Source organism: Tenacibaculum sp. DPLXC6 (assembly GCF_056815515.1).
Genome location: NZ_CP141806.1, coordinates 3012350 through 3038131 on the forward strand (window position 1 = coordinate 3012350; position 25782 = coordinate 3038131).

21 protein-coding genes are annotated in these 25782 nt (G+C 32.4%); 16 read left to right on the top strand and 5 right to left on the bottom strand.

Annotated features, from left to right (window positions below; all coding sequences use genetic code 11):
- Nucleotides 1-131: 131 nt before the first annotated feature.
- Nucleotides 132-824, top strand: a complete 693-nt coding sequence (locus VCM48_RS13730; RefSeq protein ID WP_482270882.1) for a YqjF family protein — start codon at nt 132-134, stop codon at nt 822-824.
- Between the two features lie 62 nt (nt 825-886).
- Here the strand turns inward: VCM48_RS13730 and VCM48_RS13735 are convergent, their stop codons facing one another.
- The gene (locus tag VCM48_RS13735) at nt 887-4327 is read right to left on the bottom strand and encodes a methylmalonyl-CoA mutase family protein (protein WP_482270883.1); all 3441 of its coding nucleotides are present in this window, start codon (nt 4325-4327) and stop codon (nt 887-889) included.
- 70 nt (nt 4328-4397) lie between these two features.
- Nucleotides 4398-4721 (bottom strand): hypothetical protein, encoded by a 324-nt coding sequence (locus VCM48_RS13740; RefSeq protein WP_482270884.1) that lies wholly within the window; start codon nt 4719-4721, stop codon nt 4398-4400.
- A 297-nt stretch (nt 4722-5018) separates the two neighbouring features.
- On the opposite strand from VCM48_RS13740, the gene VCM48_RS13745 reads away from it, so the two are divergent.
- From VCM48_RS13745 to VCM48_RS13765, 5 genes are all read left to right on the top strand, one after another.
- Nucleotides 5019-7013 (top strand): urocanate hydratase, encoded by a 1995-nt coding sequence (locus tag VCM48_RS13745; protein ID WP_482270885.1) that lies wholly within the window; start codon nt 5019-5021, stop codon nt 7011-7013.
- An 11-nt stretch (nt 7014-7024) separates the two neighbouring features.
- Nucleotides 7025-7552 (top strand): DUF4136 domain-containing protein, encoded by a 528-nt coding sequence (locus VCM48_RS13750; protein WP_482270886.1) that lies wholly within the window; start codon nt 7025-7027, stop codon nt 7550-7552.
- 83 nt (nt 7553-7635) lie between these two features.
- Entirely contained in the window at nt 7636-7800 is a 165-nt protein-coding gene (locus VCM48_RS13755) for a C1orf53 family protein (RefSeq protein WP_159432107.1), read from the top strand.
- A 57-nt stretch (nt 7801-7857) separates the two neighbouring features.
- Nucleotides 7858-8565: a DUF4197 domain-containing protein gene (locus VCM48_RS13760; protein WP_099216008.1), complete on the top strand. Its 708-nt coding sequence runs from the start codon at nt 7858-7860 to the stop codon at nt 8563-8565.
- Nucleotides 8566-8718: 153 nt separating this feature from the next.
- Complete coding sequence (locus VCM48_RS13765; protein ID WP_028890610.1) at nt 8719-8916, top strand: hypothetical protein; 198 nt, start codon at nt 8719-8721, stop codon at nt 8914-8916.
- On the opposite strand, the gene VCM48_RS13770 is transcribed toward VCM48_RS13765, so the two are convergent.
- Nucleotides 8899-9657, bottom strand: coding sequence for an ABC transporter substrate-binding protein (locus VCM48_RS13770; RefSeq protein ID WP_482270887.1), 759 nt, complete (start codon nt 9655-9657; stop codon nt 8899-8901). The two genes, VCM48_RS13765 and VCM48_RS13770, sit on opposite strands and share 18 nt — an antisense overlap.
- Before the next feature lie 35 nt (nt 9658-9692).
- Nucleotides 9693-10463 (bottom strand): LytR/AlgR family response regulator transcription factor, encoded by a 771-nt coding sequence (locus VCM48_RS13775; protein WP_482270888.1) that lies wholly within the window; start codon nt 10461-10463, stop codon nt 9693-9695.
- Between the two features lie 455 nt (nt 10464-10918).
- Here VCM48_RS13775 and VCM48_RS13780 point away from each other — a divergent pair, with 455 nt between their 5' ends.
- From VCM48_RS13780 to VCM48_RS13795, 4 genes are all read left to right on the top strand, one after another.
- Complete coding sequence (locus VCM48_RS13780; protein WP_482270889.1) at nt 10919-14074, top strand: SusC/RagA family TonB-linked outer membrane protein; 3156 nt, start codon at nt 10919-10921, stop codon at nt 14072-14074.
- An 11-nt stretch (nt 14075-14085) separates the two neighbouring features.
- Complete coding sequence (locus tag VCM48_RS13785; protein ID WP_482270890.1) at nt 14086-15579, top strand: RagB/SusD family nutrient uptake outer membrane protein; 1494 nt, start codon at nt 14086-14088, stop codon at nt 15577-15579.
- Nucleotides 15580-16064: 485 nt separating this feature from the next.
- Nucleotides 16065-19151, top strand: coding sequence for a SusC/RagA family TonB-linked outer membrane protein (locus VCM48_RS13790; protein WP_482270891.1), 3087 nt, complete (start codon nt 16065-16067; stop codon nt 19149-19151).
- 11 nt (nt 19152-19162) lie between these two features.
- The gene (locus VCM48_RS13795) at nt 19163-20827 is read left to right on the top strand and encodes a RagB/SusD family nutrient uptake outer membrane protein (RefSeq protein ID WP_482270892.1); all 1665 of its coding nucleotides are present in this window, start codon (nt 19163-19165) and stop codon (nt 20825-20827) included.
- 108 nt (nt 20828-20935) lie between these two features.
- On the opposite strand, the gene pyrF is transcribed toward VCM48_RS13795, so the two are convergent.
- On the bottom strand, nt 20936-21748 hold the full coding sequence (gene pyrF / locus VCM48_RS13800) for an orotidine-5'-phosphate decarboxylase (protein ID WP_482270893.1): 813 nt from the start codon (nt 21746-21748) through the stop codon (nt 20936-20938).
- 63 nt (nt 21749-21811) lie between these two features.
- On the opposite strand from pyrF, the gene VCM48_RS13805 reads away from it, so the two are divergent.
- From VCM48_RS13805 to VCM48_RS13830, 6 genes are read left to right on the top strand one after another with little or no spacing between them, the layout of a single operon-like run.
- Nucleotides 21812-22888: an ABC transporter permease gene (locus VCM48_RS13805; RefSeq protein ID WP_482270894.1), complete on the top strand. Its 1077-nt coding sequence runs from the start codon at nt 21812-21814 to the stop codon at nt 22886-22888.
- The gene (locus VCM48_RS13810; protein ID WP_482270895.1) at nt 22889-23371 is read left to right on the top strand and encodes a TlpA family protein disulfide reductase; all 483 of its coding nucleotides are present in this window, start codon (nt 22889-22891) and stop codon (nt 23369-23371) included.
- 1 nt (nt 23372) lies between these two features.
- Nucleotides 23373-23867 carry a TlpA family protein disulfide reductase gene (locus VCM48_RS13815; RefSeq protein ID WP_482270896.1) on the top strand — a complete coding sequence of 165 codons (495 nt, stop codon included), beginning with the start codon at nt 23373-23375 and terminating at the stop codon, nt 23865-23867.
- 41 nt (nt 23868-23908) lie between these two features.
- Nucleotides 23909-24667, top strand: coding sequence for a triose-phosphate isomerase (tpiA, locus tag VCM48_RS13820; protein WP_482270897.1), 759 nt, complete (start codon nt 23909-23911; stop codon nt 24665-24667).
- Nucleotides 24667-25500 carry a 50S ribosomal protein L11 methyltransferase gene (prmA, locus tag VCM48_RS13825; protein ID WP_482270898.1) on the top strand — a complete coding sequence of 278 codons (834 nt, stop codon included), beginning with the start codon at nt 24667-24669 and terminating at the stop codon, nt 25498-25500. The genes tpiA and prmA overlap by 1 nt, the downstream gene beginning before the upstream one ends.
- Nucleotides 25501-25505: 5 nt before the next feature.
- Nucleotides 25506-25781: an ATP-dependent Clp protease adaptor ClpS gene (locus tag VCM48_RS13830; protein ID WP_121146033.1), complete on the top strand. Its 276-nt coding sequence runs from the start codon at nt 25506-25508 to the stop codon at nt 25779-25781.
- The last annotated feature ends 1 nt before the right edge of the window (nt 25782 follow it).

Sequence of the window (25782 nt, forward strand, 5' to 3'; positions counted from 1 at the left end):
TTATTCGTGTATTCTCCACAATTATGGAAAGGTAAAAATTTTGAAACTGTTGTTCACATTTTTTTTACATGTTTTTGGGTATATATAAGTGCAATAACTTGGAATATATGGTTTAATTAAAATAGTATTATATGAGTTTTTTAAAAGCAGAATGGCGAAAATTGGTCATGGTGAATTATGAGGTAAATCCAGAAGTACTAAAAGATTATATACCTAAAGGAACTGAATTAGATTTTTATGAAAACAAATGTTATATAAGTGTTGTTGGTTTCATGTTTTTAAATACAAAATTATTAGGGGTAAAAATTCCTTTTCATGTAAATTTTGAAGAAGTGAATCTTCGGTTTTATGTGAAAAGAGAAGGTAAAAGAGGAGTAGTCTTTATAAAAGAGATAGTACCAAAACCGGCAATCACATTAGTAGCAAACACAATTTATAAGGAAAATTACCAAACATTACCTATGAAACATAGTTGGACTGAGAAAGATGATAAGTTTAAAGTGTCTTATCAATGGGATATAAATAAAAAGAGGAATTCGGTTTCAGTTGAAAGTGAATCTAAATCAGCTCCGATTAAACCCTATACTGAAATTGAATTCATAGCAGAGCATTATTGGGGATATGCTAAGGATAAAAATGGAACAACTGAGTACGAAGTGAAACATCCAACTTGGAAGTATTATCCAGTGACAGATTACAAAATAGATGTTGATTTTCCTGCTACTTATGGAGAGCATTTTTCTTTTTTACAGAGTCAAAAACCTAGCTCTGTATTTTTACTAGAAGGTTCTGAAATTAGTGTTGAAAACAAAACAGTTTTATAAACAAAAAAAGCCTCACAGAAATCTCTGTGAGGCTTTGAATATTTATCTGTAAACATTGTTTGCTACATGTTTCGTCTATATTGACCTCCTACTTCAAATAAAGCAGAAGTAATTTGACCTAACGAACAAACTTTAGTAGCATCCATTAATTTTTCAAAAAGGTTTTGATTGTTAATAGCAGCAGATTGCATTTCAGATAAAAGTTGTTCTATTTTATCTTCATGTGCTTTGTTTAAGTTTTCTTTCGTTTTGATTTGGAATTGTTTTTCCTCTTCGGTAGCACGAATAACTTCTTGTGGAGTAACCGTTGGAGAACCTTTAGAACTTAAGAAGGTGTTTACTCCAATAATAGGGAACTCACCCGTATGTTTCAACGTTTCGTAATATAAACTCTCTTCTTGAATTTTAGAACGTTGGTACATGGTTTCCATCGCTCCTAAAACACCACCACGTTCCGTAATTCTATCGAATTCCGTTAATACTGCTTCCTCAACTAAATCAGTTAATTCTTCAATAATAAATGAACCTTGAATTGGGTTTTCATTTTTAGCCAATCCTAATTCTTTATTGATGATTAACTGAATTGCCATCGCACGACGTACAGATTCTTCTGTAGGTGTTGTAATTGCTTCGTCGTAAGCATTTGTATGTAACGAGTTACAGTTATCGTAAATTGCATACAACGCCTGCAATGTTGTACGAATATCATTAAAATCAATTTCCTGAGCATGTAAAGAACGTCCAGAAGTTTGAATATGATACTTTAGCATTTGTGCTCTTGGGTTCGCTCCGTATTTGTGTTTTAAAGCTTTTGCCCATATTTTACGTGCCACACGACCAATTACAGCATATTCAGGATCGATACCATTAGAGAAGAAGAATGATAAGTTTGGTCCAAACTTATTAATATCCATTCCTCTTGATAAGTAGTATTCTACGTAGGTAAATCCGTTTGCTAAGGTTAAGGCTAATTGTGTAATTGGATTAGCACCAGCTTCCGCAATATGATACCCTGAGATAGATACAGAGTAGAAATTACGGACATTTTTCTCAATAAAATATTCTTGTACATCACCCATTAAACGTAATGCAAATTCCGTAGAGAAAATACACGTATTTTGTGCTTGATCTTCTTTTAAAATATCTGCTTGAACCGTACCACGTACTTGTGCTAAAGTGTTTGCTTTAATTTCAGCATAAACATCCGCAGGTAAAATTTGATCACCGGTAATACCTAATAATAACAATCCTAACCCATCATTACCTTCAGGAAGTTCGCCGTTATATCTTGGACGCTCTAAACCTTTATCGTCGTATAATTCTTTAAGTTTTGCTTCTACCTTTTTCTCTAACTTGTGTTCTTTGATGTATTTCTCACAATTCTGATCAATCGCAGCATTCATAAAGAATCCTAATAACATAGGAGCGGGACCGTTAATAGTCATAGAAACAGAAGTCATAGCATGACTTAAATCGAAACCAGAATATAATTTTTTAGCATCATCTAAACAACAAATAGATACACCTGCGTTACCAATTTTACCATAAATATCAGGTCTGTGTCCTGGATCATTACCATATAAAGTAACCGAATCAAAAGCAGTAGATAAACGCTTTGCAGGCATCCCTAAACTCACATAGTGGAAACGACGGTTGGTACGCTCTGGTCCACCTTCACCAGCAAACATACGTGTAGGATCTTCTCCAGTACGCTTAAATGGGTATAATCCTGAAGCATATGGAAACTCACCTGGTACGTTTTCTTGTAAATTCCAACGTAACAAATCTCCCCAAGCTTGATATTTAGGTAAAGCTACTTTCGGAATTTGTGTGTGTGAAAGTGATTCTGTGTGTGTTTCTATTTTAATCTCCTTATCACGTACTTTGAACGAGTAAATAGGATCTTTGTATTTTTTTACTTTGTCTTGCCAATTTAAAATAACTTCCCAGTTATGTGGGTCAAGATTTAGTTTTACTTTATCAAATTGAGCAAATAATAATTTTACAAATGGTTGCTCTTCTTCTTGAACTTGTTTCTGAATTTCATCTTGGTCAATTCCGTTTTTGGTAAGGAATGATTCTGTTACTTCGTTTGGAATAACAGATAAGATGGTTTGATAGATTCCATATAATTTCTGAGCTACTTTTTCTTGCTCATCAACTTTTTTATCGTAAGCACGGTTGTTTTCAGAAATTTCAGATAAATAACGCGTTCTACTTGGTGGAATTACAAAAATCTTTTCAGACATTTCTTTTGTAATTTCAAAAGTAGATTGTAAATCAGCTCCTGCTTTTTCAACTAACTTATCCATAATCGCTTTGTATAGCGAATTCATTCCTGGATCGTTGAATTGAGATGCAATCGTACCAAAAACAGGCATGTCATCCATATGAACATCCCATAAATTGTTGTTACGCATGTATTGCTTTTTTACATCACGTAAAGCATCTAAAGCTCCTCTTTTATCAAATTTGTTAATAGCTACTAAATCAGCAAAATCAAGCATGTCGATTTTTTCTAACTGTGTAGCCGCACCAAATTCAGGTGTCATTACATATAAAGAGGTATCAGAGTGCTCAATAATTTCAGTGTCTGATTGTCCAATACCTGAAGTTTCTAAAATAATTAAATCAAATTCTGCAGCTTTTAAAACTTCAACTGCTTCATTTACATATTTAGATAAAGCCAAGTTCGATTGACGAGTTGCTAAAGAACGCATGTATACACGTTCATTGTTAATCGCATTCATACGAATACGGTCACCTAACAAAGCTCCACCTGTTTTTCTTTTTGATGGATCTACAGAAATTAATCCGATAGTTTTTTCTGGAAAATCAATTAAGAAACGACGAACTAATTCGTCCACTAAACTCGATTTACCAGCACCACCTGTACCTGTAATTCCTAAAACAGGGGTTTTAGAATTTTTATTTTTTTCGTGAATAGCATCTAAAGCGTCTTTAGCAACTTCTGGGAAGTTTTCTGCAGCAGAAATTACACGTGCAATACTACCAACTTCTTTATCTGCTAATTTGTTTACTTCACCATTTAGTGAATCTCCGATAGCAAAGTCAGATTGTTGAACTAAATCGTTAATCATTCCTTGTAGTCCTAATTCACGACCATCATCAGGTGAATAAATACGAGTAATTCCGTAGTCCATCAATTCTTTGATTTCCTCAGGTAGAATTACTCCGCCACCACCACCAAATATTTTAATATGTCCAGCTCCTTTTTCTTGCAATAAATCGTACATGTACTTAAAGTACTCATTATGTCCACCTTGATACGAAGTCATAGCAATAGCATTCGCATCCTCTTGAATAGCACAGTTAACCACTTCTTCCACACTTCTATCATGCCCTAAGTGAATAACTTCAACCCCTGTAGATTGAATAATTCGGCGCATAATATTAATGGCAGCATCGTGTCCGTCAAATAAGGAAGCTGCGGTTACAATTCGTACTTTGTGTTTAGGTTTATAGGGAGTTGTTTGTTCCATTCGTAAATTGTCTTAATTTTCGGGTACGCAATTTACGGAAATCTTAAAAAATAGCGGGATGTTTTAACAATTATAAATAGGATAGGAACGCCCACCTTTTTCGAGTAGTGATATAATCTAAATTATGTTCGTTTTGGTAGGCCTCACGTTCAAAACTTAAATTACTATAAGCTTTTGAGGTATTACGGTAAATTAATAGCTTGATAAACCATTCTAAAAAATAAAATAGATAGAAGAAAACAATCAATAATTCTAATTGTTGTTTTAAATGAATTTTTTCATGGTTTATTAAAACAGGATCACCTTTTAAATCTTCTCTTTTTAAAAAGATAAAAGGATACAATGTCATTCCAGAAAATCCTTTTGGTATTATATGTTTTGAAATAAATATCATAAACCCGTTCATGCAATAAACTTACCAAAGGTACAATTTATTGTTAGCACAACAGAAAAAATACAAAAAGAAGAAAAATTTATACTTTTTAAAGATGCAGTTTTTAACAGTATAAACTTATATTTGTGCAAACTTCAAAGAAGATGGATTTTTTAACTTTAAAATATAAAAAGAGGATTGAAGCTCAGTATCACAGAGCAGATATCCGTTATCCATAGTTTCTTCATTTTTACGATTATCAACAGATTTAAAATTAATAAGTTTTCATCTTTTACTGGAAACTAAAAACCGTATAAAATGACTTTTAAAGAACAAATAAAACAAGGAATACCAACTGCATTACCTCCAAAAAAGGAGTATGATACTACGATAAACCACGCACCAAAACGTAAGGAAATTTTAACTGAAGAAGAAAAGAAGTTAGCTTTACGTAATGCGTTGCGTTATTTTGATAAAGAACATCACGAAGAATTATTACCTGAATTTACTGAAGAACTAGAGAAGTACGGACGAATTTATATGTATCGCTTCCGTCCTGATTATAAAATGTACGCGCGTCCTATTGAAGAATATCCAGGGAAATCTGAGCAAGCAAAAGCTATTATGGTAATGATTCAAAATAATTTAGATTATGCTGTAGCACAACATCCTCACGAATTAATTACTTACGGTGGTAATGGAGCAGTATTTTCTAACTGGGCACAGTACTTATTAACCATGAAATACTTGTCTGAAATGACAAATAAACAAACCTTAGTAATGTATTCAGGACATCCGATGGGGTTATTTCCATCGCATAAAGATGCGCCAAGAGTAGTAGTAACGAACGGAATGATGATTCCTAATTATTCAAAACCAGATGATTGGGAGAAGTTTAATGCCTTAGGAGTAACACAATATGGGCAAATGACTGCAGGAAGTTACATGTATATCGGTCCACAAGGAATTGTGCATGGAACAACCATTACTGTGTTAAACGGATTTAGAAAAATAGGTAAATTACCAAAAGGAAACTTATTTGTAACTGCTGGTTTAGGAGGAATGAGTGGAGCGCAACCAAAAGCAGGAAACATTGCAGGTTGTATTACAGTTTGTGCTGAGGTGAACCCAAAAATAACACAGGTTCGTTTAGATCAAGGGTGGATTGATGAGAAGATTACTGATTTAGATGAGTTAGTAGCACGTGTTCGAAAAGCAAAAGAGAATGAAGAAGTTATTTCATTAGCATACTTAGGAAATGTAGTGGATGTTTGGGAGAAGTTTGCAGAAGAAGATGTGTATATTGATTTAGGTTCAGATCAGACGTCGTTACATAATCCTTGGGCAGGAGGATACTATCCTGTAGATATGTCGTTTGAAGAATCAAACGAAATGATGGCAAACAATCCTGAATTGTTTAAAGAGAAAGTGCAAGAAACCTTACGTCGTCATGCAAAAGCAATTAATAAGCACACAGCAAAAGGAACTTATTTCTTTGATTATGGAAATGCCTTTTTATTAGAAGCAAGTAGAGCAGGAGCTGATGTAATGAATCCAAATCCAACTTTAGGAAGAGAGTTCAAATACCCTAGTTATGTACAAGATATTATGGGGCCTATGTGTTTTGATTATGGTTTTGGTCCTTTCCGTTGGGTATGTACTTCAGGAAAACCAGAAGATTTAGCTAAAACGGATGCTATTGCTTGCAAGGTGTTAGAGAAAATCATGAAAAAATCTCCTGAAGAAATCCAACAGCAAATGGCGGATAACATTCAGTGGATTAAAGGAGCGCAAGAAAATAAATTAGTAGTGGGTTCACAAGCACGTATTCTATATGCAGATGCTGAAGGACGTATGAAAATAGCCGAAGCTTTTAATAAAGCAATTAAGAAAGGAAAAATAGGACCTGTAGTATTAGGACGTGACCATCACGATGTTTCTGGAACTGACTCACCTTATCGTGAAACTTCAAACATTTATGATGGTTCTCGTTTTACAGCAGATATGGCGATTCATAATGTAATTGGAGATAGTTTTAGAGGAGCTACTTGGGTTTCTATCCACAACGGAGGTGGTGTAGGCTGGGGAGAAGTAATTAACGGTGGATTTGGCATGCTTCTTGATGGTTCTAAAGATGCATCAAGACGTTTAAAATCAATGCTTTTCTGGGATGTGAATAACGGAATAGCAAGACGTAGTTGGGCACGAAATGACGAAGCTGTTTTTGCTATTAAACGTGCCATGGAAGTTGAAAAGAAACTAAAAGTAACACTTCCTAACTTAGTAGATGATGCATTATTAGAAAACATGTAAATCCTAAGAAAATGAAAAATTTAAAATTACTTTTTTGGCCAATCGTAGCTTTACTAATTACTTCATGTAGTTCGGTAAGAGTAGTTACTGATTATGATACTCAAACTGATTTTAATCAATATAAAACATTTGCGTTTTACAAAACTGGAATAGATAAAGCTCCAATTTCTGATTTAGATAAGAAACGTATTATGCGTGCTATTGAAGCTGAATTAATGGCTAAGGGAATGACCAAATCAGCAACGCCAGATGTTTTAGTGAGTTTATTTACTAAGTCTCGTGAGCGTATTAATGTAAATGATAATTATTATGGAGGTTTTTACTATCCATGGTATTATGGTCCGAGTCCAGTAACGGTTTCTCAATATACAGAAGGAACATTATTTATTGATTTGTTAGATGCTGATAAAAAAGAGTTAGTTTGGCAAGGAATAGGGACAGGAGCTTTGAGTACAAGTAGTGTAGAAAGAAAAGAAGCTCGTATTAAAGAGTTTGTAGCAGAGATAATGGCGGAGTATCCTCCTAATGCTAAAAAGTAAGATTTAGTTTTTTAAGATAAATGTAAATACGTTAGGCAGAAATACAAAGTCTGTTTAACGTATTTTTTTATGATATTTGTAACATGAGAAATAAGATATTAAAGCCTACGCCCGATGAGTATTATACGAATGAACAAGGGTATAGGGTTTTTAAAGAAGCATACCATTTACGACGTGGGTATTGTTGTAAAAGTGGATGTAAACATTGTCCGTATGGATATGATAAAAATACTGACAGCTTCAAATAAATGTGACAATAATTAGTTTATTGTTTCTAAAGTATAGATAAAATCAAACAAGTAAACATGAAAAAAATTACAGTATTCTTTATTGCACTTACTTTTATGGGATGTGCAGAGTTGCAAAAAGTAGTAAATCAATTACCACAAGGTGGATTATTAACACAAGAACAAATTGGTAATGGTCTACGTCAAGCATTAGATAATGGTATTCAGCATCAAGTAACCAAGTTAACTTCAAAAGATGGTTTTTATAAAAATGATTTGGTGAAAATTTTATTGCCAGAGGAACTACAAGCAGTTGATAAAGGTTTGAGAAAAATAGGTTTAGGTAATTTAGCTGATGAAGGTTTAAAGGCAATCAACAGAACTGCTGAAGATGCTGTAAAAACGGCTACACCAATTTTTGTAAATGCTGTTAAGGAAATTACGTTTGCAGATGCCAAAAATATTCTATTAGGGGCAGATAATGCTGCAACTTCTTATTTAGAAGGAAAAACAACAACAGCTTTATATAGTGAGTTTAATCCAGTAATTAAAAACTCATTTGCTAAGGTTGGAGCTGATAAAATTTGGTCAAACTTAATATCAAAATACAATAGTATTCCATTTGTAAAAAAAGTAAATCCAGATTTAACAGACTATGTAACTACTGAAGCATTGGAAGGAGTATTTACAATGATTGCTGTTGAAGAGAAAGGTATACGTAATAAAGTAGGATTGCGTGATACAGCGTTATTACGACAGGTTTTTGCTTTGCAGGATAATAAATAGAATTAAAGAGCTCTTGAGAAATCAAGAGCTTTTTTTTGTTATTAATAATATTAAAAATAGGAATTTTCCCCATTTTATATTTAATTTATTTTTTTATATAGTTGTAAATCAAATAAATATGTATATTTATAATCCGTGTTAACCCAATTAGAAATGTCAAGAATTAATCAATTACGTAGATATAGAAAACATCTTGAAGAGAGATATCGTAGATTGGTTGAGACAGCTAACGATTATAAATATGAAGATGAGTGTAAAAGTGATCGCTCAGCATTCAAAGCAATGAAGATATTAGAAAAGCTAAATAGAATAAAATATTTAGATGAAGATATGTCAAGTCCTGCTGTGTAATTCCTTAAAGTAATCAAAAGCTTTTAACAGTCTGCTACCATACCAAGAGAAGTATTCACCGTCAACTAATATAGGCGTTGAGTTACTGGTATGTTCTTTAATTTCAGTAATGTGTTTTTCTTTGAAAGGAAAAGGTTCAGAAGAAAGTAAAATTAATTCTGGTTTTTTCTTAAGAATATCTTTTATATTAACTTCTGGATACCTTTTTGCGTTAGCATAAACATTGTCAAACTTGTTTAATTCTAACAGGTGGTTTATAAACGTATTACTTGCTGCAACCATCCAAGGGTTTCTCCAAATAAAATAAGCTACTTTTCTACTTTTTTTATTTTCAATAAACTTCTTAAAGTCAATTATTTTTGACTCTAAGTTATTGATCATCTTTTCAGCTTCAACTTGCTTCTCAAAAAAACTTCCATATAAAGAAATTAATTCTAAGGAATCGCTAAGGGTAAAAATATCAGAGACATGTGTAAATGCTATTTGTTGACAAGCTTCAACTATTTCTTTTGTGTTTTCTTCTTTATTACACAATATAATATCAGGTTGAAGATTTTTAATTCTATCAATTTTTATGTTTTTTGTACCACCAACAATAGTTTTGGTTTTTAAAAGATGTTTGGGATGAATACAGAACTTAGTTACCCCGACTATATTCTCTTCAAGTCCCAAATCAACTAAAAGTTCTGTTTGACTTGGGACTAATGAAATTATTCTTTCGTGTTTTTTATCAATGCTCATTAAGCAAAAATAAGAATTCAGAAAAGAAAGAGTTATTATTTAACTCCCATTAGCTCTTGAAAATCTTTTTTATAACTCTTACTTACTCTAAAAGTTTTATTATCGTTGATTTTTACATCTGTTTCACCATAATTGGAAGTGATGATCTCATCAATAAAATTAGAATTAATTATAGTAGATCTATGGATTCTAATAAAAAGGTTAGAGTTTAGCCTTTTAATTATACTAGATAAAGATTCACGTAGTAAATACTTTTTGTTGTCTGTAGTGAAAATTTCTACATAGTACCCCGAGGCAGATATATACTTAATAGCGTTTCGTTCTAAGAAAATTATTTTGTTCCCAGATTTGATATTAATCTTAGTCCCTTTCACAGGCATTTCGATAGGAGTTTTTTCTTTTACAAGATCTAAGATGTTATCTAAACTAGAAAGCTTTTCTATTTTTTTATAATCTATTACCTTTTTAATAGAAGCATAAAATCTATCTTCTTTTAGAGGTTTTAAAAGATAGTCAAAAGCAAAATAATCAAAGGCTTTTACAGCATGCTCGTTAGAAGAAGCAGTGAAGATAAAAATAGGCTTTTTTGGTAAGGTTATTTTTTCAATAATATCAAATCCTGTCATATTATTAATCTTTGTATCAAGATAGACAACATCAGGGGATGAATTATTTATTTTTTTAATAGCGTCCAAACCATTGGAACATTCACCAACAATTTCTACGAAATTATAGTCACTCACTAATTTTTTAAATCTAGATCGAGCAGCTTTTTCGTTGTCAACGATTAGAATTGATATTTTCATATACATTTTGTTTTCTTGTAGCTATAACAGCTTAAACTAGGGGATACCCTAACTTTTAATTTATTAAAGTTTAGTTAAATGAATATTAAAACTTTAATTATTTGTTAAAGCTTATAGTCTGATTATAATTAGTAAATAGAAGGGGGATTTACTTATTATTTAAATAAAAACGAACCGCAAAAATAAAGAAGAACCTTTCTAAAATTCAATTAAAATAAGAGGTTTAAAAAAAAATTAACACTAATTAACATTTGGTTGTTTTTGGATGGTTTGTTGCTGACTTCTTAAAAATGTTTTTTCACATCAAATTAAAGGGTGTTAGCTTCAAATGGGTGTTAACAAAAACTTATAGCCTTTAGATTTACAACTGTTAATTAATAAAAATTTAATAATTTATGAATCTACATTTTAAAAATGTGATCTGTGTATTGTTCTTTTTTAGCTTTATGTTAAATATGAACGCGCAGGAGAAAAAAATCACTGGTGTGGTGTCTGATAGTGCAGGACCTTTACCTGGTGTAAATGTAATTTTAAAGGGTACGACCATAGGTACTGAAACAGACTTTGATGGTAAGTATTCATTAAAAGCAAAGACAGGAGATGTTTTAGTTTTTAGTTTCGTTGGAATGCAAGTTACTGAAAGAGTTGTAGGAGCAGCTTCAGAACTAAATATTTTGATGAAAGAGGACACTAACATATTGGACGAAATAGTAGTTGTTGGTTATGGAACAACTACAAAACAATCTTTTACGGGAACAGCTAAAGTTGTAAAGACTGAAGATTTAGAGGCAAAAAGTGTATCTAATGTTTCTCAAGCATTAGCTGGAGAGGTGGCAGGTGTTAATGTAATCAATACATCTGGTCAACCAGGAACTGTAGCGACTATTCGTATTAGAGGTTTTGGCTCGGTTAATGGAAATAGAGATCCTTTATATGTAGTAGATGGAGTACCTTTTTCAGGTTCAATAAACTCTATTAACCCATCAGATATTGCATCTACTACTGTATTGAAAGATGCTTCTGCAACTGCTATTTATGGTTCTAGAGGTGCAAATGGGGTAATTATGATTACAACTAAGTCTGGTAAATCAGGAGCTACTTCTGTAGAGGTTGATTTAAAAACAGGTGTGAATTTTCAGTTTTTACCAAGATATGATGTAATTAAATCGCCAGATGAGTATTTAGAGTTATCATGGCAAGCAATGGCTAATAGAGGTTTAGATATAGATCCTACTACAGATGCAGTAGCTTATGCAAATACAAATCTATTTTCTGATAAAATAGGAATACCTGCTGCTTTTAATTATTTTAACACAACAGATGTGTCTCAAATAATAGACCCACTTACAGGTAAAGTTAGGCCAGGTTTAACTAGAAAATATACTCCTGAAGATTGGAATGATTATGCTTTTCAACCTTCTATAAGAACAGAGGCTAACATTAAAATGAGTGGAGGAGATGATAAAACTAAATACTTTAGTTCTTTTGGATACTTGGACGATAAAGGTTATTCTGTAAACTCTGGTTATAAGAGATATGCTGCAAGGTTAAATTTAACACATAAGCCTGCAGAGTGGTTAACAGCCAAGGCCAATGTAGGTTATACTTTAAGTAAAAGTATTCAGAATGGACAATCAGAAGATTCTGGAAGTATTTTCTGGTATGCAGATAACATTCCTTCTATTTATCCTTTGTTTAAACGTGATGCTAATGGAGATTTTATAGAGGATTCTAAATATGGTGGTAATCAATATGACTACAGAGATAGAGGTTTTGGTGGAGGTACCAATGCTATTGGTGATGCCATGTACAACTATGTTGGAGCTGAACGTCACTCTTTAAACGGAAATTTCTCTTTTAAAGTAGATTTAGCTGAAGGTTTGGAGTTTGAAACTCAGTATGGAGCTCAACATTACAGTAGAATTTATAATAATGTTCAAAATCCTTTTTATGGTTTTGCAGTTAAACAAAATGGTACTCTTTATCAAACGAAGTCAAGTGCTTTAACACAGAACTTTTTAAATATTTTTAGATATAATAAATCATTTGGAGATCATAACATTTCAGCATTAGCAGCTCATGAAACTAATCAAAGAGAGTATGAGATAAGTACATTAAGTAAAAACACTATAGTTAATTTACAAAATGGGATAACAGATGCGAATAATTATATTAATGTATCTTCTCCGCCAACAGGATACAAAACAAAAACAGCTTTAGAAAGTTATTTTGGTCAAGTTTCTTATAATTATTTAAGAAAATACTATTTATCTGGAGCTATTCGTAGAGACGGTTCATCTAGATTCTTTCAGAAAAAATGGGGTACATTTGGTTCTGTAGGAGCTTCATGGGTAGTGTCTGAGGAAAATTTCATGAATAATGTTGAGTTCGTTAATTTCTTAAAGTTAAAAGCGAGTTATGGTATTTTAGGAGATCAAGCAGGTGTTGATATTTATTCAGGTCAAGATACTTATACAATTGGTAACTTAGGAGGAGAAATCTCTTTACGTCCAAACGCAATTCAAAACCCTAGCTTAACTTGGGAAACATCAAAAATGTTTCAAACAGGTTTAGAGTTTACATTATTTAACGATATTATTGATGGTTCTGTAGATTATTATATTAAAAATACAGAAGATTTAATTTTTGAAACTAGGTTAGCTCCATCTACAGGTAATGCTATTTTAGATGTAAATGATGGTAAATTAAGAAACTCAGGTTTAGAGTTTGATATCACTGCTCGTTTAGTAGAAAAAGAAAACTTTAAATTAAATTTTGGGGTTAACGGAGAAATGTATGACAACGAGTTAACACAAATGCCGATTGATCCAGCTAATAATGAAAGAAAATTATTAGATATCTCTGGAGCTTACGGTAGAGCTAAAGGTAGAGGGATTTACGATTTCTACATGAGAGAATGGGCTGGAGTTGATTCTCAAACAGGTAATCCTTTATGGACACAATATTATCATGATGCTAACAATAATGGAACTGTAGACGATGGAGAAGGTATTGGAAGTTTATATGAATACAAAGCATTAAACCCAGATAAGTCTATAAGTAAAACAACAACGAGTAAATATAGTGATGCTACTCAAAAGTATCTAGATAAATCTATCATTCCAACAATAAGAGGTGCGTTTAGATTCAATGCTAAATATCACAACTTTACACTTAGTACATTATTTGGTTATAGTTTAGGAGGATATTCTTATGATAATGTGTACGCTGGTTTAATGGATAATGATCAAATAGGAGCAAACAACTGGCATACAGATATTAGAAATAGTTGGAAGAATCCAGGAGATGTTACTGATGTTCCAAGATTAATTAGTGATAGAAATGTACAAGTAAATTCTCGTTCTTCAAGATTTATTACATCTACAGACTATTTGTCTTTAAGTAATGTTAGGTTAGGATATACAATTCCTTCTAACCTAATAGAAAAATCTGGAGTTAAGTCATTAAACTTTTGGGTATCTGGAGATAATTTATTCTTATTGAGTGAAAGAGATGGTTTTAATCCAACTACATCAGAAACTGGTTCTTCAGATGTTTACCGTTATCAACCATTAACGACAATAACTTTTGGAGTAAGAGCTAAATTTTAAAAAATAGAAATATGATACTAAAAAAATATATAAAATCAGTTGCTATAACAGCTTTAGCCTTTACAATATCTAGCTGTGGCGAAGAACTTTTAATAGAAACACCATCAGAAGATATTTCTGTTGAAGATGTTGCAGAAACAGGTGAAATCTATCCTAATGTTCTTGAAGGAGCGCTTAGAGGTGTGTACGAAACAATGTTTCAAACTGAGACTGGTGGGACTGAAGCTCATGAAGATTATGGGCAAAAAGGATATGATGTGGTGTCTGATATGTTATCAGGTGATCTTGCTTTAGCAGCTAATGTATACAACAGATATAGTAATGTTGCTCAGTTATTGGCTACCGAAGACTTTACTTTTAATACTCCCAATTATATAGCATGGAGATATTATTACAGGATAATCAATAGTAGTAATCTTGTTATAAGGTCTTTAGGTGGAAATGATGCTGCTATCACTGATGCTAATAGAGATGCTATGGGACAAGCTAAAGCATTGAGAGCTTATGCATATTTTTATTTAAGTCAATTGTATATTAAAGAGTATGAACCAAACTCTAAAGTTTTACCAATATATACAGTAGCAAACTCAAGTGCAAAAGAGCAAAGTACTACAGCTGAAGTTTATGAGCAAATGATTAAAGACTTAGAAGAAGCTGTAGTTTTATTAGATTCTTTTAACTCAAATGGAAAATATCAAATTAACAAACAAGTAGCAGAAGGTTTATTAGCTTATGTATATGCAGCAAGAGGTGAGGCCACAGATATTACAAGAGCAAGAGAATTGGCAGAAAATGTTATTAACTCTGGTAAATACCCTATTACTTCAAAAACTCAAGTAGTTGGAGGTTTTAATGATGTTTATACTAACCCAAGTTGGATGTGGGGAGTAGATATTACTTTAGATAACGGATTAGACTTAGTATCATGGTGGGGACAAATGGATTATTATACATTCAGTTATCAGTCTTTTGGTGACAAAAAACAAATAGATAAAGGTTTATATGATGTGATTAAAGAAAATGATGTAAGAAAAACCCAATTTGATAATGACCCTACATCTGGTAGCTATTTAATGCCAATTAATAAGTTTTATGACGCCAATAAACAATTCAGAGGTCAAAGAAATATTGAGGCAGATTATATTTACATGAGAGTTGACGAAATGTATCTTTTATCAGCTGAAATGGCAGCAAAAGAAGGCTTAGAAGCCGATGCTAAAAATCGTTTGAAAGATATATTAGCTCAAAGATTTGACAATGCAGCTGATTATGCATACATAGATGCGCTATCTGGTCAAGATCTTTTAGATGAAATTTACTTACAAACTCGTATAGAATTATGGGGAGAAGGTAAAAGCTATTTGGCTTTAAAGCGTAATAAAGAAACATTAACAAGAGGAGAAAACCACGTGTATTTAGCAGGTGAATCGATTGAGTATAATGATAATAGAATTACCTTAGAAATTCCACAATCTGAAGTTCAGAATAATCCATTTATAAATTAATTTCTTTAGGGAAAACAATTTTTTCTTACAGGAATAGACATTCCCCTAAAAAAGAAAGGGCTGAGTTTTAAAACTCAGCCCTTTTCATATTAAAGAAATTGTTTTTCAATTCAAAAAAAAGGTAATTCAAATCAAAGTTATAATAACGAAGAGTTAAGCTTAATACATTTGTGCTAACTTATACCAACTTTGTTTTCATTGGTGTAATTATTTGAATTAATTATATAAGTCAAGGAGTCATTAACCTTGACTTTTTTCTTTTTTAAGCACCAGTTATTGTTTAGTTAATTGTTTTTTTGTTGTCTTTTAGTGTTTTTAATGTTTTTTTGTTAATTATTTAACTTTTTATATGTTAAAATAGTTGTTTTGTAGTGTTTGTTTTAATGTTTTGTTAATTTTATAAGATATCAATTTTAAGGCTCTTGTTATAAGAGTTTTAAGTCTAAAAGATTTAGTTTATGAAATTAAAAAACTACCTATTGCTAATGTTCATACTTATAAGTATGTCAATTTTAGCACAAGAAAAAACGGTTACTGGAACTGTAACCGACCAAACGGGGGCATTGCCAGGTGTTAGTATTGTTATTAAAGGTACTAATCGAGGTGTTGAAACAGATTTTGATGGTAAATATACCATAAAAGTAAATCAAGGAGATATACTTGTTTTTAGTTTTGTGGGGCTCAAAACTGTTGAAAGAATAGTTGGAGCTATTTCTGTTTTAAATATTAAAATGGAGGAAGATGCTAACTTGTTAGATGAAGTAGTAGTTGTAGCTTATGGTACGACGACTAAAGAAGCATTTACAGGTTCAGCAAGTGTTTTAGGAGTTAAAGATTTAGCTACACGTAATGTAACATCACCTATCGCAGCTATTGAAGGTCGTGCAACTGGAGTTCAATTCACATCATCATCAGGCCCAGGAGCATCACCAGATATTGTAATTCGTGGTGTAGGTACATTAAATGGAGATACTGACCCATTATTTATAGTTGATGGTATTCAATATGAAGGTGAGTTAAATACAATAAATCAAGAAGATATAGAGTCTTTTACTGTGCTTAAAGATGCATCTTCTACATCATTATATGGTTCCAGAGCAGCTAATGGAGTTGTAATTATTACGACCAAGAAAGGAAAAAAAGGAGGAGTAAAAGTTAATCTGACAGCTCAATCTGGAGTTGTAGCAAATGGAGTCCGCACATACGATCAGGTGTCACCTGGTCAGTACTATGAGGTAATGTGGGAAGCTCTAAAAAACTCTAGTGCTGGAGGAGGAGATCCAGCATTTGCTAGTGCAAATATTTATAATCAATTAGGTTACAACCCATTTAATGTACCAAACGATGAAATTGTTGGAGCAGACGGTAGGTTAAATCCTAGTGCGAGAGTTATATATAAGAGCCTTGATTGGTTTGATGAATTGCAGCAAACAGGCTTTAGAAATAACTATAATGTTGGTATATCTGCAGGAGGTGAAGATCATACAGTGTTTTTTTCGGCTTCATATTTGGATGAGGAGAGTTATGTAGTTACTTCAGGTTTTGAGCGTATAACAGCAAGATTGAATGCTGATTTTGATGTGAGTGAAAGTATAAAAATAGGAGGAAGTGCTAATATTGCTCTTACAGAAGCAAGAGGACCTAGTTCTGCAGGAACAGGAAGCATTGTAAACCCATTTAGTTTTGCATTAGGTATGGGGTCAGTTTACCCAGTATATGTAAATGATTTGCAAGGGAATATTGTAAGAGACGAATTTGGAAATCCAGTTTTTGACTCAGGTGAAGGTTTCCCGGAGTATAATATAGGTTCTAGACCAACTAACCAAGGGCGTCACGCACTTCAAGAATTGTTACTTAATAATGAAAGCGATAAGGATAATACTTATGGATTTAGGTTTTATGGAGATATAAAGCTTTTAGAAGGGCTTAATTTAAAAGTAACTTACGGTAGAGATATTAATGAATTATTTGAAAGAGAATATGAAAATGCAATTATTGGTGATGCTCAACCAGATGGAAGACTGAGTGAAGATAGAGGAAGAAGAGAAGTAGAAAACTTTAATCAAATTTTAACTTATGTTAAAAGTTTTGGTAGCCACAATTTAGACTTACTTGCAGGACATGAGAGCTTTGAAAGGTCTATCTCTAATATTGAAGGACTTGCTACAATACAAGCAGCTAATGGAATTTTTGAATTTGCTAATTTTTCAAATATTGTAGATTTGGATGGAGCAACTTTTGATAAGGCAATTGAAGGATACTTTTTTAGAGCTAACTACAATTATGATAATAAATATTATCTAAGCGGTTCTGTTCGACGTGATGGATCTTCTGTGTTTGATATGGATAAAAGATGGGGTACTTTTTATTCCGTAGGAGCTTCTTGGCGTATCGACCAAGAAAGTTTTATGAAAGATGTCTCTTTCATAAATGGATTAAAATTAAGAGCATCTTACGGGGAAGTAGGAAATGATGATTTGCTAGATTCTTATCTTTCACAAGCTCGATTTTCAATTACATCCAATGCAGCTAATCCAGCAATTATTTTTACAGATATAGGGAATGCGAATTTACAATGGGAGACCATAGAGAACTTTGATGTAGCACTAGAGTTTGCCTTGTTCGATAATTTTTTAGATGGTTCTATTGAATATTATAAGAAAAATTCAACAGATTTACTTTACCTCTTACCAATTGCGCCAAGTAATGGGTTAAATGAAGTTCCAGTAAATGCAGGTGATATGTTTAACTCTGGTTGGGAGCTGGGCTTAACAACTCATCTTTTCAACAAAGAGAATTTTAAGTGGGATTTAACACTACAGGCTTCTACATTTAAAAATGAGATAACAAAGTTACCAGACCCGTTTATAAATGGATCAAAACGTTGGGCTGAAGGTAGGTCAAGATTTGATTACTTTCTATTAAGAACTGCTGGTGTAGATCCTGATAATGGAGATCAGTTATTTTATATGTATGAGCAAGATGAAAATGGAGAAAGTGTTCCTGTCTTAGATGCGAATGGAAATCATGAAACAACAAATGATTGGCAGGATACAGAAAGAGCATATACAGGAGACTCTTCAGTACCTGATCTTTTAGGTTCAGTTTTAAGTAAGATTACATACAAAGATATCACTTTTGATTTTTTAGTAACTTATGGTGTAGGAGGAAAAGTATTGGATAACGCATATTCATCAATGATGCATAGTGGTAGTTATGGAAGATCTTTACATCCAGATATATTGAATGCCTGGAAACAACCTGGAGATATAACAAATGTTCCAAGATTGGAAAACGGAAATCCTGATTTGGTTAGAACTCAATCAGACAGGTTTTTAACTGATGCTTCTTTTTGGGCATTAAAAAATGTCAACATAGGTTATACATTAGATAAAAAGGTTGTTGAATCACTTAAAATGGATAATATAAGATTCAATTTATCAGGAGAAAATTTATTCTTAAAAAGTAAGAGAAAAGGATTAGATCCTCAATATAATTTAGCAGGAACGCCATCTGGTGATGATTTCTCTCCTCCAAGAATTATTTCTTTTGGTATAAATGTTTCATTCTAAAAAAAATCATTATGTTAAATAAATTAAAATACTTATCAATAGCTGTTATACTTATTTCGATAACATCTTGTAAAGAAGACTTTCTTGAGAGAACTCCAACAGATGCTATTTCTGCATCTGATGCACTAGCGAACGAAACAAATATGCAGTTAGTACTGGATGGAGTGCATAGGGGCTTATACTCTCAGTCACAAACAATATTCCCAGGAGGAGACTCTCAAAGAGCAGGAAATCATTATTGGGTTCCATTAGGAGATAATTTATCTGGAGGATTAATTCATAGTGCTAATGCTAATAATTTAGGTTGGAGAACAGAAATGCAGTGGAATTCACATACACAACCAACATCACTAACGAACGAATTATTATGGTATCATCGATATAATATTATTCTACATGCAAATTTGTTGATTAATGGTATTCTAGAAGGAAACTTAACAGAAACCCCGGCATTAAATTCAATTTTAGGGCAAGCTTATACGTATAGAGCTTATGCATATTTATCTTTGGTGCAGCATTATGCTAGAGGGTATTTAATAGGTAATCCTAGTAGTGACCCAGGCGTGCCTTTACTTTTTTCTTCAGAGTCACCGTTTACTAGCGAACCAAGATCAACAGTTGAAGAGATTTATAATCAAATAGAGCTAGATTTAGATGCTGCTATTAGTGCTTTTGAAAATGGATCAACAAGACCATCAGGAGGCCCAGAAGTAAAATCCCAGTTGAATATAGATGTAGCTTATGGATTGAAAGCTAGATGGGCTCTTTCTAAAGGAGATTGGCAAACAGCTGCTGATGCTGCTGTGGCCGCACGTCAAAATTATCCGTTAATGAATGAGTCAGAATGGAAAGCAGGATTTAATTCAAATGACCTTTCGGAAGTTATTTGGGGAAGTAATGTTATTCAAACAGAAACAACATTTTTCCGTTCATACTTTTATCTAGCTAGTAATACTTTTAATGGAAGTCAAATTAGAAATAATCCAAAAATAGCTGACAGAAGGTTGGTTGATGCAATTCCTGATACAGATTATAGAAAAGATGTATTCATAATTGACGCACCTAATACGAATTTTTCTGCGGCAAACAATGAAGGAGGGCTTGATTCAGATACTGGATTGCCAAGAGACCCTAATTATGCAAGTGATCTAGATGCATATAATGCCAGAAGAGCAGAAATAAATTCAGAGTATGGTATTACGAATAGTTTTAACCAACATCCTTATATGCATTTTAAATTGAAGAATAAGAATCCTGGATCTATTGATCCTGATGATATAATTTATATGCGTGCCTCAGAAATGTATTTAATTGAAGCTGAAGCAAAAGCAATGATGAATGATATTACAGGAGCACAAAATGCTTTAAAACCATTAGGTGAAGAGCGTGATAGTGCTTATGATGTAACAGTTTATAATACACAAGAATCTTTAATGGATCATATTAAGTTTCAAAGAGGAGTAGAATTATGGGGAGAAGGGTTTGGATACACAGATAAAATCCGTTGGGATGAAGGGATAGATCATGGAGCTAATGGAGGTTCAGGTGCTTCAGCGGTACTTTATCAGGGAGCTTATCAGATAGAAAAACCTTCTTTAAATGATGATTGGATTTTTAAAATTCCTCAAGCAGAAATTAATGCAAATCCAAACATAACACCAAGTGATCAAAATTAAAAGAGTTGTGAATAGAATAAGAAGCTAATTACATTAAATTTTTGTTTTCATTTGATGTAGTTATTTGAATTAATTATAAGCCAAGGAGTCATTAACCTTGGCTTTCTTTTATTTTAGGATAGTTTCCATTTGTTGTTGTAGCTCCTCAGCTTTTGTAGTAGCAGCTTCAGCGAAATTAGTTCCGTTAGAAGCATAAATAACTCCACGAGAAGAATTAATTAATAGCCCTACAGTATCAGTCATTCCGTATTTGCAAACTTCTTCTAGATTTCCTCCTTGGGCACCAACACCAGGAACTAATAAAAAGCTTTCAGGAATAATCTTTCTGATGTCAGCTAAATATTCAGCCTTGGTAGCTCCCACGACATACATCAGATTTTGAGAATTTTCCCAAGATTTAGAAGTTTCAATGACCTGTTTATATAACTCTTTACCATCAACTGTTTTTGTTTGAAAATCAAAAGCGCCTTGGTTAGAAGTTAACGCCAACAGAATGGTGTGTTTATCTTTAAAAGCTAAAAAAGGTTCAACAGAATCTTTTCCCATATATGGGGCAACAGTTACTGAATCAAAAGCTAAATCTTCAAAAAAAGCTTTTGCATACATAGTTGAAGTGTTACCGATATCACCACGTTTAGCATCAGCAATTGTGAAAATTTCAGGATATTTTTCGTTTAGGTAATTAATCGTTTTTTCAAGAGATTTCCATCCTTTAATACCATATGCTTCATAAAAAGCAGTGTTTGGTTTGTAAGCTACGCAAAGATGATGCGTAGCATCAATAATAGCTTTGTTAAAGGCAAAAATGGGATCTTCTTCTTGAAGTAAATGTGCTGGAATTTTGTCTAAATCAACATCTAATCCAATACATAAAAATGATTTCTTTTTTCGGATTTCTGATACAAGTTGTTGTGTTGTCATGTGTTGTTGTAAAAGTTAGGCAAAAGTACATAAATTTAGCAGTTTCTGTTATCTTTGTTACATATGTTTCAATATATCATCAACAAAATTTTTTACGGATTCTTAACACTGTTTGGAGTGGTAACAGTAATTTTTTTACTGTTCAATATCTTACCGGGTGACCCCGCTCGTATGATGTTAGATCAACGAGAAGATACTGAGCAATTACAAAATATACGAAAGAAATATGGATTTGATAAACCTGTTTTTACTCAGTACATGTATTATTTAAATGATGTATCACCATTGTCGTTCCACAGTAAAAACAAAGAGAATTATACTTTTTTATCTGAAGGAAAATACAATGCTCAATCCTTATTCTCTATAGGGAATACTGAAGTAGTAATAAAAACTCCGTATTTGCGTCAATCTTTCCAAAAAAATGGTAAAAATGTTTCTGAAGTAATTAAAGAAACCTTACCAAATACTGCAATTTTAGCTATTGTAGCCATAACAATAGCACTGTTTTTAGGGATTGTATTAGGAATATTTTCTGCCTTATTTAAAGACACTTTTTTTGATAGACTTATAGCTGTCGTCAGTACTTTAGGAATGAGTGTGCCTTCATTTTTCTCAGCTATATTGTTTGCTTGGTTTTTTGGGTTTGTGTTAAATAAATATACACATCTAGAAATGACGGGAAGTTTATATGAAGTTGATGATTTTGGTGAAGGAATGCATATTCAATGGAAGAATTTAATATTACCAGCAATAGTGTTGGGAATTCGCCCGCTTGCTGTAGTAATACAGTTAAAGCGTAATTCATTGTTAGAAACCTTAAATCAAGATTATATTCGAACAGCAAAAGCTAAAGGGTTAACGATGTATCAAGTAATAAAAAAACATGCGTTGAAAAACTCATTAAATCCAGTAATAACAGCAATATCAGGGTGGTTTGCCTCGATGCTTGCCGGAGCAGTTTTTGTAGAGTATATTTTTAACTGGAACGGATTAGGAAAAGAAATAGTAAACTCGTTAAACACGCTTGATTTACCAGTAATTATGGGAGCTGTTTTAGTAGTTGCTACACTATTTATAATTATAAATATTTTAGTAGATATATTATATAGTTGGTTAGATCCTCGAATAAGATTACAATAGATGAGAGCATTTTTTTTATTGATTACCATAGTTTTTTTATCAAGTTGTGCTGTATTTCAACCTAAAGAATTCACGTTAGAACCTCTAAATGAAGAATTACTGACTTTAGATAGAAAACCAATTTTATTCAAAGAAGTTTTAGAGAAAAATAAAGGTAAAAAGGTATTTGCACAAATATTTGCAACTTACTGTCCTTACAGTCAACGCAGTTTTAAAGATGTAATCAACTTTCAGAAGAAAAATCCAGAACTTGCGTATATTTTTCTATCAGTAGATCATTCATATCATGATTGGAAAAGAGGCTTAGAAAGCATTCCTGTAAAAGGTCAACACTATTACATTCAAAAAAAAGGAAAAGGAGCGCTTGGCGAGTTTTTAAAATTAAAAACGATTCCGAGATTTTTAGTAATTGATGAAGAAGGTAAAATTAGCGTGTATAAATCATCTAAAGTGTCAGATAAGCTCCAAAACAAAGTACAATAGCATGAAAAAAATAATAATAGTAGCTTTTATTGGATTAACCTTATTCGGTTGTTCAAAAGAAAGCCCAGATCGTTTCTCTACAGAAGCGTTGGAGGATGTTTTTACTTCTTTAGAAGGAAAAGAGGTTTCATTCAGTAAAATCTTAGAAAAACACAAAGGGAAGAAGATATTAATAGATATTTGGGCTTCTTGGTGTCCAGACTGTTTAAAAAGTATTCCTGAAGTACAGAAGGTACAAGAAGATTACGGAGGAGCTAGATATATTTTTTTATCCTTAGATAGAAATAAGACCGATTGGAAAAATGGTATTGAACGCCTAAATATAAAAGGAGAACATTATTTTATAGAATCAGGATGGGAAGGCAAGTTTGGTAAGTTTTTAGGTTTAGGTTGGATACCAAGGTTTTTAGTTATAGACGAAAATGGAAAAATAATTGTTTTTGATGCAACAAAAGCCACCGATAAATTAATTCGTCAAAGCCTAGAAAAAATGTAATTTTGCAAACACAAAATCAATAACCAGAAAAAATAATACACGTGAGACAAAAAATAGTTGCAGGTAACTGGAAGATGAATAAAAACCTTGATGAAGCAAAAGGATTAATCGAGGGAATAAAGAAAGAAGTACAAGCTGGTTTAGAAGAAGGTACTAGAGTAATAATTGCTCCTAGTTTTGTAAACCTACAATTAGCAGTTAAAAACACTGAAGATTCGGTTGTAGAGGTTGCCGCACAAAACATGCATCAATCTAAAAGTGGAGCGTATACAGGAGAGGTTTCTGCAGATATGTTAACGAATTTAGGTGTTAACATAGTAATTTTAGGACACTCTGAGCGTAGAGAATATTTTGGTGAAACTGATGAGTTATTAGCTCAAAAGGTAGATGCTGCTTTAGAAAACAAATTAGAAGTTGTTTTTTGTTTTGGGGAATTGTTAGAAGATAGAAAGTCTGGAAATCACTTTAAAGTAGTTGAAAACCAACTTAAAAAAGCGTTGTTTCATCTTAAAGAAGCTGATTTTAAAAATATTATTTTAGCGTATGAACCAGTTTGGGCAATTGGTACAGGAGAAACAGCTTCGCCTGAGCAAGCGCAAGAAATGCATGCTTTTGTAAGAGAGCTTTTAGCAAAAAAGTATGGAGCAGAAACAGCCAATGCTATTTCAATTTTATACGGAGGAAGTGTAAAGCCTGCTAATGCTAAAGAAATTTTTTCTAAGCCAGATGTAGATGGAGGTTTAATAGGTGGAGCAGCATTAAAAGCTGAAGATTTTGCAGCAATAATTAAATCAATTTAATGGATAATATTTATATAGAATATACTTTTGAAGTAACACCAAAAGAACCAACTACAGAAATTTTAATAGCTGAATTGGGAGCTTTAGGGTTTGAAAGTTTTGTTGAAAACGAAAATGGGGTAGTAGCGTATATTCAAAAAGATGATTGGAGCGAAACTATTTTAGAAGATGTTTTTGTTCTAAATTCAGAAGAATTTTCAATTCAATACAAGCATAAAGAAATAGAACAAACTAATTGGAATGCGGAATGGGAAAAGAACTTCAATCCTATTCAAGTAGATGACTTGGTAAGCATAAGAGCTCCGTTTCATGAAAACCCGAATTTGCCATATGATATTGTTATTGAACCAAAAATGAGTTTTGGTACAGGGCATCATGAAACTACACACATGATGGTGCAACATTTAATTAATTTAGATGTAACTGATAAAAAAGTTTTAGACATGGGATGTGGAACAGGGATTTTAGCAATTTTTGCTGAAATGAAAGGAGCACAGCCTATTGATGCTATTGATATTGATGCTTGGTGTTACGAAAACTCATTAGAAAATGTAGAAAGAAATAACTGTAAGCATATTTCAGTTTATGAAGGAGATGCGTCACTTTTAGAAGGAAAAAAGTATGATGTTATAATAGCGAATATCAATCGTAATATTTTACTAAATGATATGCAAACGTATACAAATTGTTTAACTGAAAAAGGAGTTTTATTATTAAGCGGATTTTATAGTGAAGATATTCCAGTGATTGATAATGAGGTGTCTAAGTACAGTTTAACATTAAAAGATACCATAAAAAGAAATAATTGGGTAGCTTTGCAGTATCAAAAATAAAACAAATGAGTACGATAGAAAAAATTCAAGAAGAGCTTGATGTTTTATTAAATGAAACAAGAAAGCATGAAATTGTTTTACATAACGATGATGTAAATACCTTTGATTTTGTAATTGATAGTCTTGTAACCGTATGTGATCATACATTAGAGCAAGCAGAACAATGTACTATTTTAGTGCATTATAAAGGAAAATGCTCGGTTAAGACAGGAGAGTATAAAGATTTAGAACCAAGATGCTCTAAGTTATTAGAGTTAGGTTTATCAGCAGAGATAGTGTAAG